Below are 17,348 nucleotides of genomic sequence, written 5' to 3'. Positions count from 1 at the left end.
CTGCTTTCTGCTTTCTGCTTATCAGTGATAAGCGTACTTATTGCATGCCCCATGCATAATAAAATTTAATATACAAGAGAGACTTTCATATTTTCTCTTCAATAAAAAGCCTGCGAGGGGTAGTAAAACTGGTTTCTCTTCGCTGCGTAGCAGCGGAATGTTGAAACGCTAAAATTTTATTACCTCTCTTATTATTAGTAAATGGACAATTTTTAGAATTTTTCAAGTGGGGGGATGTGAAAAGAAGTTAAAAATCACCTCCCTTGACTAAATTACAACCAACAATGCTGGTTTTTACCTATCCCCCCCGTCGACTTATTACTTATTGACAAACCCCATGCTCAATACAGACTATCAGATCGACAATTACCTGTGCCCGTATCGGTGTAGTCAAGAGTTACTCTGCTTACGAGCAACTCCTGGTACTGGCAGCGAAGTTCGCGGCAACCAGCAGGATGATCAGCACCAGACTGCGATCCATGACGCAGGTTGCAAGCAAATCGGCACTGCCTAACTGTTTAGTGTAGATCTCCCCCTCATGCTGTAGGCTGTAGACACTGGCATGAGGAATTCGAGTCAGAACTCGTGACCGAGGACACTGTTGTTGATGATCGCATCGTCATCACCTCTCAAGAAAAGACACAAAATATCGCGCATTGAAATCTAATATCACAGGTTAAAAAATGCACACATCACTTCTTCCTCTTTCCCGCTCATCAGGTATAATCCGCAATCTTTTTTTGCATTAGTGACCAGCGATCCTCTATGACCGTCAACCGTTTTGACCCTAGCTCAGACAGCCTGACACCTGCAACTACGCGGGTTCAGCCATCGGACGACCAACCTGTCCAACAAGCGACTTCCAGCATTATTAGGTCTCACCATCCAAGGATTGGTTTTGTGAGCTTGGGTTGCCCCAAAAACCTGGTCGATTCCGAGCGCATCCTGACCCAGCTGCGTACCGAAGGGTACGACGTGGTGCCCAGCTATGACGATGCCGAGCTGGTCGTCGTCAACACCTGCGGCTTTATCGACAGCGCGGTGCAGGAGTCCCTGGAAGCCATCGGCGAAGCCCTAGCCGAAAACGGCAAGGTGATCGTCACTGGCTGCCTTGGCGCCAAAGAGAACCAGATCCGCGAGATCCACCCCAAGGTGCTCGAGATCACCGGTCCCCACGCCTATGAAGAGGTGCTGGGCCACGTTCACAAATACGTGGAGAAGCCGCAACACAACCCCTTTACCAGCCTGGTGCCGGCCCACGGCGTCAAGCTGACCCCGCGTCACTACGCCTATCTGAAGATTTCCGAAGGCTGCAACCACCGCTGCACCTTCTGCATCATCCCCTCCATGCGCGGGGATCTGGTGAGCCGCCCCATCGGCGAGGTACTGGCCGAGGCCAAGCGCCTGAAAGAGGCCGGCGTGAAGGAGATCCTGGTGATCTCCCAGGACACCTCCGCCTACGGCGTCGACGTAAAACACCGCACCGGCTTCTACGACGGCATGCCGGTCAAGACCAGCATGGTCGCCCTGTGCGAAGAGCTGGCCAAGCTCGATATCTGGGTGCGTCTGCACTACGTCTACCCCTATCCGCACGTGGATGACGTCATCCCCCTGATGCGCGATGGCAAGGTATTGCCCTACCTCGATATCCCGCTGCAGCATGCCAGCCCGCGCATCCTGAAGCTGATGAAGCGTCCAGGCACCGTCGAGCGCACCCTGGAGCGGATCCAGAAGTGGCGCGAGATCTGCCCCGAGATCACCCTGCGCTCCACCTTTATCGTCGGCTTCCCGGGCGAGACCGAGGAAGATTTCCAGATGCTGCTCGACTTTATCGACAAGGCGGAACTGGATCGCGTCGGCTGCTTCAAATACAGCCCGGTGGAAGGGGCCAAGGCCAACGAATTGCCGGATCCCGTGCCCGAAGAGGTACAGGAAGAGCGCTTCCAGCGCTTTATGGAGCTGCAACAGCAGGTCTCCATCCGCAAGCTCGCCCGCAAGGTCGGCCAAGAGATGATCATCATCATCGACGAAGTGGATGAAGAGGGTGCCACCGGCCGCTCCGCCGCCGATGCCCCCGAGATCGACGGTCTGGTCTACCTGAACGGTGAAACCAGCCTCAAGCCCGGCGACATGGTCAAGGTTCGCATCGACGAAGCCGACGAATATGACCTGTGGGCCAGCCTGATCGGCTAACCCCCTCTCACAATAAAAAAGCGCCCTCGGGCGCTTTTTTATTGTCTGACTATCGGTGGCGATCAGTTAGGGTTGCAACCTGAGGCGACAGTCATTCAAGGCGAAGCCAAGAAATCCCTCACATCAAGGCCGGTAACCAGATACTGCTTTGCCCATCGAGCTCCACCGATAACCAGTCTCGCCAGCCATGGGCGAGCAAATAATCATCGGCTAATAACTTATTTATTGATCTATAGCCGGTTTTTATCGGCTCCCTGTTTTGCTCCCCCACCGTCTTGGTTAAGATGCCTCACTTGGCAACCATTCTTGCAGAGACACATCTGTGCAGCCGTTCCGCCATCCACCACATCGCCGGATAACATCAGCAGGCTGGAGGCTGTAATCCACGGGCGGTAGCGTGGGGTTTGGCCACTTTATGAAAATCAATAATCATATGCGTCGAAGCGTAAAAATTATTGCTTACACAAGAGGTTACCCATTTGATTTTCTCTAATCAGAATTTCTAACGATAATGTTTACCGCAATTTTCATAGACGGTTGAAGTTGATATCGAACATAAATAGTGAATGAAATGGTCTAGTTATTTAAAAGTATAGATAGTCCTTCTTTTTATAAAATACTCCCAGACATCAGATCCCATTTCCCTAAAAGAATATATTTTATTAGCCATAAAACCAAAAGGAATGAAAATTGAGCAACAGTGAAATAATTGCAACATCTGCTGCAATTATTGCATTTTCAACGACAATTGTATCTATATGGCAGGCTTATTTAAATAGACAATACTATAGGCTATCCACAAGGCTACACCTGCTAATAGATCAAATTTTGTATCAAGACATCCCGATGGAGTTTACGTTTAAAAACAATGAATTAGGCCCAGCGATAATAATTGACTTTGATGTGATAATCGATGATCGATGATCGATGATCGATGATCGATGATCGATGATCGATGATCGTTATATAAAAACCACCGAATGCCCAGTGACAAAAACATTATCAGCTCTTGAGGTAACAGGAACAAATAACTCTATACATACTATAACTGAAGGTGAAGCTATCAGCGTGGGGGGAGAGGTAACGATCTTGAAGATTGAGGATGAACCATACCCCGACGAAATAATCTCAGCAATAAAATAACTCGATAGATGTGTTAAGTTTAGGGTTGTGTATGAATCAATATATGGTGAACGTTTTACCTACTTAGGAAATTGCTAAAGACCAAAGTTTAATAAAGACACCCAGTTGCCATATTAATATTTGCCTTCTTAGTTCGTTGATTCGAGCAATGAATAATTTTTCGGTAATTCGTCTAATCGCCTCTACCTTCTAACCACCACACATTCTGTGACTAAACAAGCGGTGTGATTCACTTAGTTCATTGCGCCCTACGGTACTACAACTTTAAATATAAAGACAAAACATTATGAAAGCACGCGTGATTTACTTATTTTGTTTCCTCGGGTTATTCAGCCAAATCTCATTTGGTAGTGAGGCCGGATCTCAAGTGCCACTTCGAACAAAGGACTACCCGGCACCACCTGTATATAAAGGTAAGCCAGCCAAACTTTCACTAGACTCTGAATTGGCCAGAACATTCCGCACCCGACTTACCGCGGCCTTGTCACAAAAGCCTGTATATGCTGGTGAATATGTACTAACAGGCTGGGGATGTGGTTCATCAGGTTGTTATGATCAAGTCCTTGTCAACAAACGCACGGGTAAGGTACTGGATGCGGTATTTAATGCCTATAGCTCATATGATGTGAGTAATGATTCTGATATCCGGGTGGGAGAATGGATAGAATCTCCCCAAATTGATAGCCGCCTTCTCACAACGGTTAAAGTTGAAAACAGTCAAGACGGAAAGTCTTTTATTTATTACATAAACTATTACATCGTTGATAAAAACCAGCTCACACTTATAAAAACTGTCCAAGACAGTAAATAAAATACGAAAGCAACACTTTTCAAAAACTCACGCAGAAGAATAAATTACCATGAAATATCTTCTCATCATTACAGCTTTATTGCTGTGTTTCTCCGTATCAGCAAAGACAAACTCATCTTATATGATTGGCGGAGTCAAAATTGAAATACAAAAAGAAAATGACTGTTATTATTTATTAGCTACCGGAAAAGAGAAAGAAACACTGATATGTGTTGATGATGAACTGCAATCTGACATTATCATAAAAGATTTCAACTTTGATGGTTACAAAGATATCGCAATCTCTAGCTCTCTCGGCATGGTAAATACCGTCTTTTATGTATTCTTGTATGACCATATAAATGTAGCATTTAAAGAGTTAAAATTTGCTGACTATAAAATGCCCGCATCTGCTTGCGGGGATCTCTATAACCTTGCAGTTCGATTAGACGATCTTTCTTTGGTTAGCTCTTGCCGCTCCGGCCCTGTATGGTATTACGACACTTACGAATATAATTCTCTGGGTGAGCTCTGGCTATATAAAACAACAGAGTATCAAATCCAAAACTCCGAGATTGAGACCTTCCCTCTTTACGAGCACACATTTAATAATAAGGGTGATAAACTGGACACCGTTGCGATTGACTTTGATGGCAAGAAAATTCTTTGGCCAATCACATCCGAGAAAACCTTTCTCCACTCATCGCCTAAAAAAACATCAAAGACAAAAGCCTATCTTATTCATAATGACAAAGTAGAAATTCTAGAGCAAAAGGATGACTGGATTAAGATTCGGTTTGCCTCCAGAAAAGGCCCCCTTGTCCGTTGGCTTTATCTTCCAGAAGCAATAGCCAAAAGTTAACCTAGAACTTTTAATACCCAAGCATACTTAGATATTCGCGTCATCAATTCGGTAGGGTGCAATAAGCGCAGCGCATTGCACCTCTACCTTTCCTGCCTCCAAACAAGCGGTGCAATTCACTTCGTTCATTGCACCCTACGACTACGACGCCCATACCTGTGGTTTCACTCACGCGTTGTGGTGAGCTGTCAGGCTCCGACGGCTCAAGCCATTTCTCCACCTTTCCCCTATCTTGTTTCCCATTTCACCTCCCCCATCATCTCCATTTATGTGCGGTGGCTCACACCTTTTGGTTCCTTCTTACCTCACAAATTTACAGACCCTTGCCTACTTTCGTCCAGAGGGCCACACGTGCCATGGCGAATACATTTCGATAAGAAAAAGTATAATATATTGATTTTTAACCATAAAAATTAATTTCGCGATTCAATCCAACCCTATTTTGTCAGCTGCTCTGCGGTGAGATCAGGGTCACACTCAGGCCATAACCGCACAAAAATCCAGTTATTCGCACATTTGTCCGATAGGGTGACTGACTCCCCGGCGCGATAATAGCCAGGTCAAGTTTTGTCTGCATGCCGGCCGTACAAGAGCGGCATACCAACAGCTCCATCAAGGGAGCGGGGAGAGCGCCATGATCACCACACTGATCAATGAACATCTGATCAATCTCGATTTGAAAGCGACGCACAAGGAGGGGGTCTTCCATGAGATGGCCGCCCTGCTGGCGGCGCAAGGCAAGGTCAGCGACCAGCAGGCCTTTATCAAGGACTTGTGGGCCCGTGAGGAACTCGGTAACACCGGCTTCGAGGAAGGAGTGGCCCTGCCCCACGCCAAGAGCGCGGCGGTGAGCACCCCGGCGGTGGCCATCGGCATCAGCCGCACCGGCATCGAGTACGGCGCCGAAGATGGCAAGCCGTCCCACCTCTTTTTCATGATCGCCTCCCCCGACGGGGGCGCCAACCACCATATCGAGGTGCTGGCCGAGCTCTCCGCCAAGCTGATTGAAGAGGGCTTTATCGATGCATTGCTGGCGGCCAAGAGTCCGGCCGAGGCACTGGCGCTGCTGCTTGAGAAAAAAGAGGAGCAAGCCGTCACTGCGACCACCAGCAAGGGGTTGATCATTGGCGTCACCGGCTGCCCGGCCGGCATCGCCCACACCTATCTGGCGGCGGAATCCCTGGAGCGCGCCGCCCGTGAACTCGGTTACGAAGTAAAGGTGGAGACCAACGGCTCCATCGGCGTCAAGAACAGCCCGACCGCGGACGAAATCGCCCGCGCCAGCGCCATCGTGGTGGCCTGCGACAAGCAGGTGGACATGGCCCGCTTCAATGGCAAACCGCTTATCAAAACCGGCGTCAAGGCGCCCATCAAGGATGGCAAGGGGCTGATCGAGCAGGCCCTGAAGGCCCCCGCCTATGTGGCGGACAAGGATGAGCGCAAGAGTGAGGAGAAGAGCACCGGCGGCAGTTCGGATCTCTATCGCTATCTGATGAACGGCGTCTCCCACATGATCCCGTTTGTGGTCACGGGGGGCCTGCTGATTGCCCTGTCGCTCGCCATCGGCGGCAACCCGACCCCAAGCGGCATGCAGATCCCGGAAGGGAGCATGTGGAACCAGATCCTCAACGTGGGCGTGGCCGCCTTTACCCTGATGATCCCCATCCTGGCGGGCTATATCGCCTACGCCATCGGTGATCGTCCGGCGCTGGCGCCGGGCTTTATCGGCGGCTGGATCGCCAACAACGGCAGCTTCTACGGCGCCGACGCCGGCACCGGCTTTATCGGCGCCATCATAGCAGGCCTCCTGGTCGGCTATCTGGTGCGCTGGATTGCGACTCGCCAGTACCACAAGATGGTGCAGCCGCTGGTGCCGATCCTCATCGCCCCCATCGTCGGGTCGCTCTTTATCGCCGCCGTCTTTATCTTCATCATCGGTGCTCCCATCGCCGACATGATGACGGGTCTGAACGCCATGCTGCTCTCCATGAGCGGTGGCAGCCTGGTACTGCTGGGGATCGTGCTCGGTGGCATGGCCGGCTTTGACATGGGTGGCCCGGTCAACAAGGTAGCCTTCCTGTTCTCGGTGGGCATGATCGCCTCCGGCCAGACCCAGTTCATGGGTGCCATGGCCTGCGCTATCCCGGTCGCCCCCCTTGGCATGTCGCTGGCTACCGTGCTCGGTCGCAAGCTCGGCATCTTCGATGCCTCTGAAATCGAAGCGGGCAAGGCCGCCGGTGCCATGGGTCTGGTGGGGATCTCCGAGGGTGCCATCCCGTTTGCCGCCCGCGACCCCCTCGCCGTCATTCCGGCCAACGTACTGGGCAGCATGACCGCCGCCGTGATGGCCTTCCTGTTTGGCATCACCAACAGCGTCGCTCACGGTGGCCCCATCGTGGCCCTGCTGGGTGCGGTCAACAAACCGCTGCTGGCCCTGCTCTGCATGATCTGCGGCGCCATCGTCACTGGCGTGGTGGCGGTTGCCCTGAAAAAACTGCGCATGAAGAAGAGCGATGAGGCCATGCTCGCCAAAGCGGCCTGAGCGCTCCCCCGTCAGTGACCGTCAGTCATAACAAGAGGCCACCCCAGGGTGGCTTCTTTGCGTCAGTGGACAAACGGCTCAAACAAAAATGGTTGCGCCCTCTACTCATCCCGGCCCGCTCAGCTCCGATTGCCCTTGGCGCAATGTGATCATCTTCACGCTTGATGGCGAAATCGGACAAAATTAGGAAAATTTCCTACTCCTGCTAGGGATGGCTCTCAAGCCATTTATTCCCCCCCTGACTAGAGTCAGCTCACCTGATGTCGTGACCCGCACAGCGCGTGGCGAAAGCCCCGCCGATCCCGTGCCGGGCCCGGGTTCATATGGACAAAACTGCGGCCGAGCGCCGCGTTTGCCATCCCCCTTTCATGACGTGACCTCTTCCAACGCTTGAACAACGACCAATAAACAGGCGGGAGGCACGGCGGAAATAGCGTCTATCTCGCAGAGGATGAACGAAGATGTTGAAACTGCTCCAACAGGTCCGGGTGCCCACCCTGGATCTGCCGGTCGAAGCCCGGCGCAAACTCTGGTTCAAGCCGTTTATGCAATCCTATCTGGTTGTATTCATCGGCTATCTGACCATGTATCTGATCCGCAAGAACTTCAACATTGCGCAGAACGACATGATCCAGACCTACGGTCTCTCCATGACCGAGCTTGGCATGATCGGTCTTGGTTTCTCCATCACCTATGGCGTGGGCAAGACCATCCTCTCCTACTATGCCGACGGCAAGAACACCAAGCAGTTCCTGCCGCTGATGCTGATCCTCTCAGCCCTGTGCATGCTGGGCTTCAGTGCCAGCATGGGTGGCACGGGTTTTAGCCTCTACCTGATGATCTTCTTCTACGCCCTGAGCGGCTTCTTCCAGAGCTGTGGCGGCTCCTGCAGCTACTCCACCATCACCAAGTGGACCCCCCGCAACAAGCGCGGCACCTATCTGGGCATGTGGAACCTCTCCCACAACGTGGGTGGCGCCGGTGCGGCCGGTGTGGCGCTGTTCGGTGCCAACTACCTGTTCGATGGCAACGTGCTCGGCATGTTCATCTTCCCCTCCATCATTGCGCTGATCGTCGGCTTTATCGGCCTGCGCTTTGGTAGCGATTCACCGGAAGCCTACGGCCTTGGCAAGGTGGAAGAGCTGTTTGACGAAGCGGCTAGCGAAGAGGACGTCGCCACCGAAGAGCAGAAGCTCACCAAATGGCAGATCTTCGTCAAGTACGTGCTGATGAACAAGGTGATCTGGCTGCTCTGCTTTGCCAACATCTTCCTCTACGTGGTGCGCATCGGTATCGACCAGTGGTCCACCGTCTATGCCCACCAGGAGCTCGGCTTCTCTAAGGACGTCGCCATCCAGGGCTTTACCTTCTTCGAAGTGGGCGCCCTGGTCGGCACCCTGATGTGGGGTTACCTCTCCGATCTGGCCAACGGTCGTCGTGGTCTGGTGGCCTGCGTGGCACTGGCACTCATCATCGCCACCCTGGGTCTCTACCAGCACGCCACCACCCAGTTCATGTTCCTGGGCTCCCTGTTCCTGCTGGGCTTCCTGGTGTTTGGTCCGCAACTGCTGATCGGCGTGGCCGCCGTGGGCTTCGTACCCAAGCAGGGGATCAGTGTGGCCGATGGCGTCAAGGGTACCTTCGCCTACCTCATCGGTGACAGCTTCGCCAAACTGGGTCTGGGCATGATCGCCGACGGTACCCCCATCTTCGGCCTGACCGGCTGGAGCGGCACCTTCGCCGCGCTCGACATTGCCGCAGCCGCCTGTCTGGTGCTGATGGCCTGTGTGGCCATCGCGGAAGAGCGCAAGATCCGCCGCCTCAAGCGCGAGCTGAAAGCCGCCGAGCTGGCAACCCAGTCCGCCTAAGGGACAGAGTTCCTACTCCATACACGCTCTTGTGTCCATCCGGCCCGTCCAGTTGACGGGCCGGTTTTTTATCGGTCTCAGCCATCATCAAATGACCCCGCCCCTGCACGCTACGTGTACAGACACAAGGTCAGGTCCCACTCCAGATCCCATTTTCAGCCCCCGCCTTTGGCAAGCGTCCGGAGTTGGCGCTATCTTGTGGCACCCTTTTGCCAACAAAACAGAGAGCTGATGAAGATCGTCGCCGTCACCGCCTGTCCCACCGGCATCGCCCACACCTACATGGCCGCCGAGGCCCTGCAAAAAGCCGCCGCCGCTCTTGGTCTCAAGATCAAGGTAGAGACCCAGGGAGCCATGGGGATGGAGAACATGTTGACCGCCCGGGACATCGCCGCCGCCGAACTGGTGCTGATCGCCTCGGACATCGAGATCGAGCAAAAAGATCGCTTTCTCGGCTGTCGCACCCATCAGGTGCGCCTCGAGACAGTGTTGCTCAATGCCCAGGCCGTGCTCAGGGGGCTGCCGCTGCAGGCCTGATGCTGACCCGCGAGATCACCTTCTACTGTCATCATGGCATGAGCATCACCCAGGCCAAGCAACTGAGTCGGCTGGCAGGGATGTTCAAATCCTGCATTCGCGGCGCCAATCTCACCCGCCGCCAAACCGTGACAGTGAGCAACCAGCTCTCCCTGCTCACCCTGGCCATCCAGCCCGGGGATCTCTGCCAGTTGCAGATAGAGGGGAACGACGCCGAGCTGGCCCACATGGCCTTTACCTGCTGGTGCGGCGAGCTGGGCCAGCCACTGGTGCGCCCGGCAACCGCCGCCCTGGCCGAGCAGCGCCTGGCCGACGCCCTGCCCGACTATTGCTTTACCCTGACCCAGCTTGGCCACTGCCAGACAGGGCTGGACAAGCCCCAGGCCCTCTCGCAGCTTATCAATCTGCTGCCTGCCCAGCTGGTCACCGACAGCGCCGGGCTGGCCGACGAGATTGCCTCGCGTGAACAGATCGCCGCCACCATCATACGACCGGGGCTTGCCATGCCCCATGTGTTGAGCGCAAGGGTGACCCGGCCCGCGCTGGCCCTGCTGGCCAGCAAGGCCCCCATCGAGTGGGGCTCCCGGATAGGGCCGGTGCAGACTCTCATCCTGCTGGCGATCCCCGCCGGTAGCCCGCGCGAGACCCTGCTTCCCCTCACCCGGCTGGCCCGCGCCATGCTAGACGACGTCATCGCCAGCGCCCTGCTCAAGGCAAGTTCATCCCCTGCCCGCCAGGCCATCGTCGTCGAGAGCCTGCTCGGCTGAAAAGCGCCCCCGTTCATCTCGCCGACAAGCCCCTGTGATACACTCGCTGCCATTGTTCGTTTGACGTGTGTATCCGATGAAATCTGCCCGCTCCCGCCTCTCCCTCTCTGCGCGCCCACCTCGTGACAAGGGGCCCCGAGTCTCCTCCGCGCCTCGCAAGCCACAGATGGCCCCGGCCGATCGCAAGCTCCTGCTGCTGAACAAACCCTACATGGTGCTCTGCCAGTTCACCGACGAGGCCGGGCGGAAGACCCTCAAGGATTACATCAAAGAGCCCGGCATCTATGCCGCGGGTCGGCTCGACCGCGACAGCGAGGGCCTCTTGCTGCTCACCAATGACGGCAAGTTGCAGGCACGCCTCACCCAGCCGGGGGAGAAGACCCCCAAGACCTACTGGGTGCAGGTGGAAGGAGTGCCGAGCGAAGCGGCACTGAAGGCCCTGCGCGCCGGTGTGGAGCTTAATGACGGCATGACTCTACCCGCCGGGGCGCGCATCATGGATGAACCCGACGTGTGGCCACGCAATCCGCCCATTCGCGAGCGCATGGAGATCCCCACCTGCTGGCTCGAGATCAAGATCATCGAGGGGCGCAACCGCCAGGTGCGACGCATGACCGCCCATATCGGCCACCCCACCTTGCGTCTTATCCGCTACGCCATTGGCGACTGGACCCTCGATGATCTGGCGCCCGGCGAGAGCCGCAGCCTGCCGGCGCCGGAACTGGCTCCCCTTAACCCACCGCCCCGTCGCAGCGGCCAGACCGGCCAACCGCATAGCCCCCGGGCGGCACGCCCCGCAGGCAGCAAACCACGGGGGCAAACTCAAACCACAAACCAGGCCCCTGCCGGCAACAAGCCCCGCAGCGGTGGCCGGGGCAGCGGTGGCCGGGGCAGCGGTGGCCGGGGCAGCGCGCGCCGACCGGCCCGCGGCGGCCAATCCTGAATGAATCAACGAGACAAGGAGTCCCTATGAGCGATCATCCACCGCTGCCCACCCGCCTCACCGTCGCCGCCCTGGTGCACTGGCAGGGCCGTTTTCTGGTGGTCGAAGAGGAGATAAGGGGTCAGCGCCGCTTCAACCAGCCTGCCGGCCATGTGGAGCCGGGGGAAAACCTGCTTGAAGCGGCCTGCCGCGAGCTGAAGGAAGAGACCGGGCTCATCGCCAGTCCCACCGCCTGGCTGGGGACCTATCTCTACAAGCCGGCGGACAGCGAGGCCACCTATGTGCGCATCGCCATGGTGTTCGACCTTGAAAAAGCCCCGGGGCAGCACCATCCAGAGGATCCCGACGGCGACGTGCTGGCCTGCCACTGGTTGACACTAGAGGAGCTTGGCGAGTGCAAATCCTCTTTGCGCAGCCCCCTGGTGTGGCAGTGCATCCAGGATTATCTGGCGGGCACCCGCTTGCCCCTCTCTGCGCTCAAGGCCTTTATCTGAGGCCATTTGACGCCGATTTTCGCCCCGTGGGGCAATGAAGAGAAAAACGATTTCCTGCCGTCGGGTTCCTGATGGGAACGGCGGCATGGAGATGTGACCGGGGGCGCAAAACTCTGGTAGAATACGCCCCGTTTAAACGAACTGGTAACTTCGACTAATGACAGACAACAGCCAAATCAAGGTGATCGTCGGCATGTCCGGCGGCGTGGATTCTTCCGTCTCGGCCTACCTGCTCCAGCAGCAGGGCTATCAGGTCGAAGGCTTGTTCATGAAGAACTGGGAAGAAGACGACACGGACGAGTACTGCTCTGCCGCCCAGGATTTGGCTGATGCCAAGGCCGTCTGCGACAAGCTGGGGATCAAACTCCACACCATCAACTTCGCCGCCGAGTACTGGGACAACGTGTTCGAGCACTTCCTCGAAGAGTACAAGGCAGGGCGCACGCCGAACCCCGATATCCTGTGCAACAAGGAGATCAAGTTCAAGGCGTTCCTCGAGTTTGCCGCCGAAGAGCTGGGTGCCACCTACATCGCCACTGGCCACTATGTGCGCCGTGACGACAGCACCGGCCGTCCGCGCCTGCTGCGCGGTCTCGACACCAACAAGGATCAGAGCTACTTCCTCTACACCCTGAGTGAAAGCCAAGTGGGTCAGAGCCTGTTCCCGGTCGGCGATCTGGAGAAGCCGGAGGTGCGCCGCATCGCCGAGCAGCTCGACCTGATTACCGCCAAGAAGAAGGACTCCACCGGCATCTGCTTTATCGGCGAGCGCAAGTTCAAGGACTTCCTGGCCAAGTTCCTGCCCGCCCAGCCCGGCCCCATCGAAACCGTGGATGGCAAGGTGATCGGCACCCACCAGGGGCTGATGTACCACACCCTGGGCCAGCGCAAGGGGCTCGGCATCGGTGGCCGCAAGGATGCCACCGAAGAGGCCTGGTACGTGGTGGACAAAGAGGTGGAGCGCAATGTGCTGGTGGTCGCCCAGGGCGAACATCCCCGTCTCTACTCCGACGGCCTCATCGCGAGCCAATTGCATTGGGTGGATCGCACTCCCATTCGCGAGCCGCGCCGCTGCACCGTCAAGACCCGTTACCGCCAGCAGGATATCCCCTGCCTGATCCAGCCCATCGACGACGAGACCATCCGGGTGATCTTCGACGAAAGCCAAGCTGCAGTGACCCCGGGCCAATCCGCCGTCTTCTACGACGGGGAAGTGTGCCTGGGCGGCGGCATTATCGAACAGCGTTTCAGCCATCCGGTCTAAGGGATGAGACTGCCGTTTCGGGGCAAAGCCTGGCGCCAGCGCCCCGAAACCCGTCATCCGGTTGAACAGCACAAATAGAAGGCAGCATACGTGAGCGACAAATTCCAAGACAGAACCATGGCCTTCGCCGGCATCTGCCAGGCCGCCTACCTGGTACAGAAGGTGGCCCGCGACGGCACCTGTGACGAGGCCTCCCTGCGCGAGAGCCTGCAAAGCATCCTGGTTACCGATCCCAAGCAGCCGCTGGACGTATTCGGCAACCACCTGGCCATTCGCGATGGCTACCGCGCCCTGGTCGACCAGCTGGGCGCCGACGGCAGCCAGAAGAACGCCGAGCTGACCCGCTACGTGGTGAGTCTGATTGCGCTGGAGCGCAAGCTGGCCAAGCGCAAGGACATTCTCAACATGCTGGGCGAGCGGATCAGCCAGATCGGCCGTCAGCAACAGCATTTCGATCTGCTCGACGAGCAGATCCTGGCCAATATGGCGAGCATCTACAGCGATCTTATCAGCCCCATCGGGCCGCGCATCCAGGTAGCGGGCACCCCGCTGTTCCTGCAACAGCCGCTGGTGCAGCACAAGGTGCGCGCCCTGCTGCTGGCCGGCATTCGCGCCGTGGTGCTGTGGCGCCAGCTGGGTGGCAGCCGCACCCAGATCATCTTCGCCCGCAAGAAGATGGTCGAACTGGCCAAACGTTACTAATCATCGCTCGCGCCCGGGCAGAGAGATCGACATCAAGGTGAACAGCCGCACATCAGCCTTGATAACCACTGCAAGCGCGCGAGTGAATAAGCATCCCCCACACACATCAGGAGTTCACCACATGGAGCTGTCAGCGCTGACTGCTGTTTCCCCGATTGACGGTCGTTATGGCGACAAGGCCGATGCCCTGCGTCCCATCTTCTCCGAATTCGGCCTGCTGCGTTTTCGCGTCGAAGTCGAAGTGCGCTGGTTGCAGAAACTGGCCAGCCACGCCGGGATCCCGGAAGTCCCTGCCCTGAGCGCGGCCGCCAGTGCCCTGCTCGACGGCATCGTCAGCAACTTCAACGAAGCCGACGCCGCGCGCATCAAACAGATCGAGCGCACCACCAACCATGATGTGAAAGCGGTGGAGTACTTCCTGAAAGAGAAGGTGGAAGTGAACCCTGAGCTCGCCGCCGTCAGTGAGTTCATCCACTTCGCCTGCACCTCCGAAGACATCAACAACAACTCCCACGGCCTGATGCTGAAAACCGCCCGGGAAGAGGTGATCAAGCCTTACTGCGAAAAGCTGATCGGCGAGATCAAGCGCCTGGCCCATGAGTATCGCGACATGCCGCTGCTGTCGCGCACCCACGGTCAGCCGGCCACCCCGAGCACCATGGGCAAGGAGATGGCCAACGTCGCCTACCGTCTGGAGCGCCAGCTCAAGCAGATCATGGCGGTCGAGATCCTCGGCAAGATCAACGGCGCCGTGGGCAACTACAATGCCCACATCAGCGCCTATCCGGAAGTTGACTGGCACCAGTTCTCCGAGGAGTTCGTCACCTCTCTGGGCCTGACCTGGAACCCCTACACCACCCAGATCGAGCCGCACGACTACATCGCCGAGCTGTTCGACGCCATGGCACGCTTCAACACCATCCTGATCGACTTCGATCGCGATGTGTGGGGCTACATCTCCCTGGGCCACTTCAAGCAGCGCACTATCGCCGGTGAAATCGGCTCCTCCACCATGCCGCACAAGGTCAATCCCATCGACTTCGAAAACTCCGAAGGCAATCTGGGTCTGGCCAACGCCGTGTTCCAGCACTTGGCAGCCAAGCTGCCCATCTCCCGCTGGCAGCGAGATCTGACCGACTCGACCGTGCTGCGCAACCTGGGCGTGGCGGTGGGTTACTCCCTGATTGCCTATCAGGCGACCCTGAAGGGTATCTCCAAGCTGGAAGCCAACAGCGATGCCATGGCCGCCGATCTGGATGCCAACTGGGAAGTGCTGGCCGAACCGATCCAGACCGTGATGCGCCGCTACGGCATCGAGAAGCCCTATGAGAAGCTCAAAGAGCTGACCCGTGGCCGTCGCGTGGACGCCGAAGGAATGCGCACCTTTATCGACACGCTGGAATTGCCGGAAGCCGTCAAGGTCGAGCTGAAGAAGCTGACCCCGGCCAACTATATCGGCGACGCCCAGCGTCTGGTCGATCTGCTGAAATAAGCTGATAACCAATGAACAGGGGCCCTGTGCATGCTCTGCCACAGGGCCCCTGTTATTTTCAACCCGGGTCACTATTTTCGACCTGCGTCACTATGTTCAACGACGTAGCCATGCTCAACTGCGTAGCTGTGTTCAACTACGTAGTTATGTTCAACCGAGTGGCCTTGCCCAAGCCCGTCTTGGGCAAGCCCTCTCTCACAAGATACGAGAAGCACCATGTACCAACTCAATCTGGATATCGCTCACTTCCTCGAGCACTACTGGCAGAAGCGTCCGCTCCTTATCAAGGGCGGCTTCACCGACTTTCAGGATCCCATCAGCCCGGACGAGCTGGCGGGTCTGGCCATGGAAGAGGTGATTGAATCGCGCCTGGTCACCCGCTTCAACAACAAGTGGGAGGCAGCCCACGGCCCCTTCGAATCCTACGATCACCTGGGTGAGGAGAACTGGACCATTCTGGTGCAGGCCTGCAACCACTGGGCGCCCGAGGTCAACGAGCTGGCACTGCCGTTCCAGTTCATCCCGGGCTGGCGTTTTGACGATGTGATGGTGAGCTTCTCCACCCCCCATGGCGGTGTCGGCCCCCACATCGACAACTACGACGTCTTCATCACCCAGGGTCAGGGCAAGCGCCACTGGCGCGTCGGCGATGCCACACCGCGCAATGAGTTCGCCGCCCACGCCGCCCTGCTGCACTGCGAGCCGTTCGAGGCGATCATCGACGTCATCATGGAGCCGGGCGATATCCTCTACATTCCGCCCGGATTCCCCCACGAGGGCTATGCCATCGAGCCCTCCCTGAACTTCTCGGTGGGCTTCCGTGCACCGGACGCCAAGGCGCTTATCTCCTCCTTTGCCGACCATCTGATCGACAACGACCTGCGTACCGAGCGCTACGGTGATCCTGACCTCAAGCCCCGCGCCCGCCACGGCGAAATCCAGCCCCACGAGTTGCACCGCCTGCGCGAGCTGATGCAACAGGCCCTCGATGACGAGACCCTGTTCAAGGAGTGGTTCGGCACCATGATCTCCGAGGCCAAGCACGATCTGGACGTCAATCCGGTGGAGCCGGACTACAGCGCCGAGGAAGTGGCCGACCTGCTGACCCAGGGTGAGCCCGCCATCAAGGTGCCGGGGCTGCGCTCTGTCTGGTTTAGCGGCGAAAGCCAGACCTGCTACATCGACGGCGAAGCCTGGACCCTGCCGAGCGAGGATGCGGCGGCCATTTCGCTCTTGTGCGACAAGGACATGGTCACCCAGGCCGACATGGTGGAACTCGCCGATCAGGCCGGCTTCCTGCAGCTGCTGACCCGGCTGGTCAACCGCGGTTACTGGTTCTTCAACTGATCCTCTCGCTGTGACAAAAGGCGCCTTCGGGCGCCTTTTTTATCTCTGTGGCCACCGACTTCACATCATCTGCTGCCAACCAGGCCGACCCAGCGGCTCTTTTCACTTCTTGCCTGCTCCACAACCGGCTTTCGAAGCTGAACCCACTCTTGACGGCGCGCCTGATGATGCTTTTTTGCACAAGTAAAAGCTCGTATCATGCGGTCATTGCTCAAGCAGACAGGTTCAAGAGAGAGGGTATCCCATGCAGATCAGCACTCGTCCCATGCCGTTGCCCGGTTATGACAACGCCTATCCCAAGCTGACCCCGGAGCAGATCAGCCAGGGCCGCGACAAGGCGCTGGACAAGAAAGATGAGTATGTGGCGAAGCAGGAGGAGAAGGAGACTACCCGCCGCACTCTGG

General features: G+C 56.8%; 14 protein-coding genes. All 14 read left to right on the top strand.

Annotated features, from left to right (window positions below):
- Positions 1-765: 765 nt before the first annotated feature.
- The 14 genes from rimO (at position 766) to BN1123_RS00570 (ending at position 16,944) form a co-directional block, all read left to right on the top strand.
- A complete protein-coding gene (gene rimO / locus BN1123_RS00625) occupies positions 766-2,193 on the top strand; it encodes a 30S ribosomal protein S12 methylthiotransferase RimO (protein ID WP_224212398.1) in 1,428 nt (475 codons plus the stop codon).
- Positions 2,194-3,141: 948 nt separating this feature from the next.
- Positions 3,142-3,336 carry a hypothetical protein gene (locus BN1123_RS21165; protein ID WP_156130262.1) on the top strand — a complete coding sequence of 65 codons (195 nt, stop codon included), beginning with the start codon at positions 3,142-3,144 and terminating at the stop codon, positions 3,334-3,336.
- Positions 3,337-3,622: 286 nt separating this feature from the next.
- Positions 3,623-4,147, top strand: a complete 525-nt coding sequence (locus tag BN1123_RS21160) for a hypothetical protein (RefSeq protein ID WP_156130260.1) — start codon at positions 3,623-3,625, stop codon at positions 4,145-4,147.
- Between the two features lie 49 nt (positions 4,148-4,196).
- Positions 4,197-4,988 carry an XAC2610-related protein gene (locus BN1123_RS00620; protein ID WP_042024854.1) on the top strand — a complete coding sequence of 264 codons (792 nt, stop codon included), beginning with the start codon at positions 4,197-4,199 and terminating at the stop codon, positions 4,986-4,988.
- A gap of 634 nt (positions 4,989-5,622) precedes the next feature.
- On the top strand, positions 5,623-7,530 hold the full coding sequence (locus BN1123_RS00615; protein ID WP_042024853.1) for a PTS fructose transporter subunit IIABC: 1,908 nt from the start codon (positions 5,623-5,625) through the stop codon (positions 7,528-7,530).
- Between the two features lie 461 nt (positions 7,531-7,991).
- Positions 7,992-9,398, top strand: coding sequence for a hexose-6-phosphate:phosphate antiporter (gene uhpT, locus BN1123_RS00610; protein ID WP_042024852.1), 1,407 nt, complete (start codon positions 7,992-7,994; stop codon positions 9,396-9,398).
- Between the two features lie 231 nt (positions 9,399-9,629).
- Positions 9,630-9,935: a PTS fructose transporter subunit IIB gene (locus tag BN1123_RS00605; protein ID WP_042024851.1), complete on the top strand. Its 306-nt coding sequence runs from the start codon at positions 9,630-9,632 to the stop codon at positions 9,933-9,935.
- The gene (locus tag BN1123_RS00600; RefSeq protein WP_042024850.1) at positions 9,935-10,702 is read left to right on the top strand and encodes a PTS sugar transporter subunit IIA; all 768 of its coding nucleotides are present in this window, start codon (positions 9,935-9,937) and stop codon (positions 10,700-10,702) included. The genes BN1123_RS00605 and BN1123_RS00600 overlap by 1 nt, the downstream gene beginning before the upstream one ends.
- A 76-nt stretch (positions 10,703-10,778) precedes the next feature.
- Positions 10,779-11,645, top strand: a complete 867-nt coding sequence (gene rluE / locus BN1123_RS00595; protein WP_042024849.1) for a 23S rRNA pseudouridine(2457) synthase RluE — start codon at positions 10,779-10,781, stop codon at positions 11,643-11,645.
- A gap of 26 nt (positions 11,646-11,671) precedes the next feature.
- A complete protein-coding gene (locus tag BN1123_RS00590) occupies positions 11,672-12,139 on the top strand; it encodes an NUDIX hydrolase (RefSeq protein WP_042024848.1) in 468 nt (155 codons plus the stop codon).
- Between the two features lie 157 nt (positions 12,140-12,296).
- A complete protein-coding gene (gene mnmA, locus BN1123_RS00585; RefSeq protein WP_042024847.1) occupies positions 12,297-13,403 on the top strand; it encodes a tRNA 2-thiouridine(34) synthase MnmA in 1,107 nt (368 codons plus the stop codon).
- A 90-nt stretch (positions 13,404-13,493) separates the two neighbouring features.
- A complete protein-coding gene (gene hflD / locus BN1123_RS00580) occupies positions 13,494-14,105 on the top strand; it encodes a high frequency lysogenization protein HflD (RefSeq protein ID WP_026455796.1) in 612 nt (203 codons plus the stop codon).
- A 121-nt stretch (positions 14,106-14,226) separates the two neighbouring features.
- Entirely contained in the window at positions 14,227-15,597 is a 1,371-nt protein-coding gene (gene purB, locus BN1123_RS00575; protein WP_042024846.1) for an adenylosuccinate lyase, read from the top strand.
- A gap of 216 nt (positions 15,598-15,813) precedes the next feature.
- On the top strand, positions 15,814-16,944 hold the full coding sequence (locus tag BN1123_RS00570) for a ribosomal protein uL16 3-hydroxylase (protein WP_042024845.1): 1,131 nt from the start codon (positions 15,814-15,816) through the stop codon (positions 16,942-16,944).
- Positions 16,945-17,348 lie beyond the last annotated feature (404 nt).

The organism is Aeromonas enteropelogenes, assembly GCF_000819845.1.
Lineage (GTDB): Bacteria > Pseudomonadota > Gammaproteobacteria > Enterobacterales > Aeromonadaceae > Aeromonas > Aeromonas enteropelogenes.
This window is presented reverse-complemented; position numbering and strand designations above follow the sequence as displayed.

Excerpts from the sequence above, each read along its gene's own strand:
- BN1123_RS00615 (WP_042024853.1), top strand. The coding sequence starts at position 5,623 with ATGATCACCACACTGATCAATGAACATCTGATCAATCTCGATTTGAAA.
- uhpT (WP_042024852.1), top strand. The coding sequence starts at position 7,992 with ATGTTGAAACTGCTCCAACAGGTCCGGGTGCCCACCCTGGATCTGCCG.
- BN1123_RS00590 (WP_042024848.1), top strand. The coding sequence starts at position 11,672 with ATGAGCGATCATCCACCGCTGCCCACCCGCCTCACCGTCGCCGCCCTG.
- purB (WP_042024846.1), top strand. The coding sequence starts at position 14,227 with ATGGAGCTGTCAGCGCTGACTGCTGTTTCCCCGATTGACGGTCGTTAT.
- BN1123_RS00620 (WP_042024854.1), top strand. The coding sequence starts at position 4,197 with ATGAAATATCTTCTCATCATTACAGCTTTATTGCTGTGTTTCTCCGTA.
- BN1123_RS21160 (WP_156130260.1), top strand. The coding sequence starts at position 3,623 with ATGAAAGCACGCGTGATTTACTTATTTTGTTTCCTCGGGTTATTCAGC.
- rluE (WP_042024849.1), top strand. The coding sequence starts at position 10,779 with ATGAAATCTGCCCGCTCCCGCCTCTCCCTCTCTGCGCGCCCACCTCGT.
- BN1123_RS00600 (WP_042024850.1), top strand. The coding sequence starts at position 9,935 with ATGCTGACCCGCGAGATCACCTTCTACTGTCATCATGGCATGAGCATC.
- BN1123_RS00570 (WP_042024845.1), top strand. The coding sequence starts at position 15,814 with ATGTACCAACTCAATCTGGATATCGCTCACTTCCTCGAGCACTACTGG.
- BN1123_RS21165 (WP_156130262.1), top strand. The coding sequence starts at position 3,142 with ATGATCGATGATCGTTATATAAAAACCACCGAATGCCCAGTGACAAAA.
- rimO (WP_224212398.1), top strand. The coding sequence starts at position 766 with ATGACCGTCAACCGTTTTGACCCTAGCTCAGACAGCCTGACACCTGCA.
- mnmA (WP_042024847.1), top strand. The coding sequence starts at position 12,297 with ATGACAGACAACAGCCAAATCAAGGTGATCGTCGGCATGTCCGGCGGC.
- BN1123_RS00605 (WP_042024851.1), top strand. The coding sequence starts at position 9,630 with ATGAAGATCGTCGCCGTCACCGCCTGTCCCACCGGCATCGCCCACACC.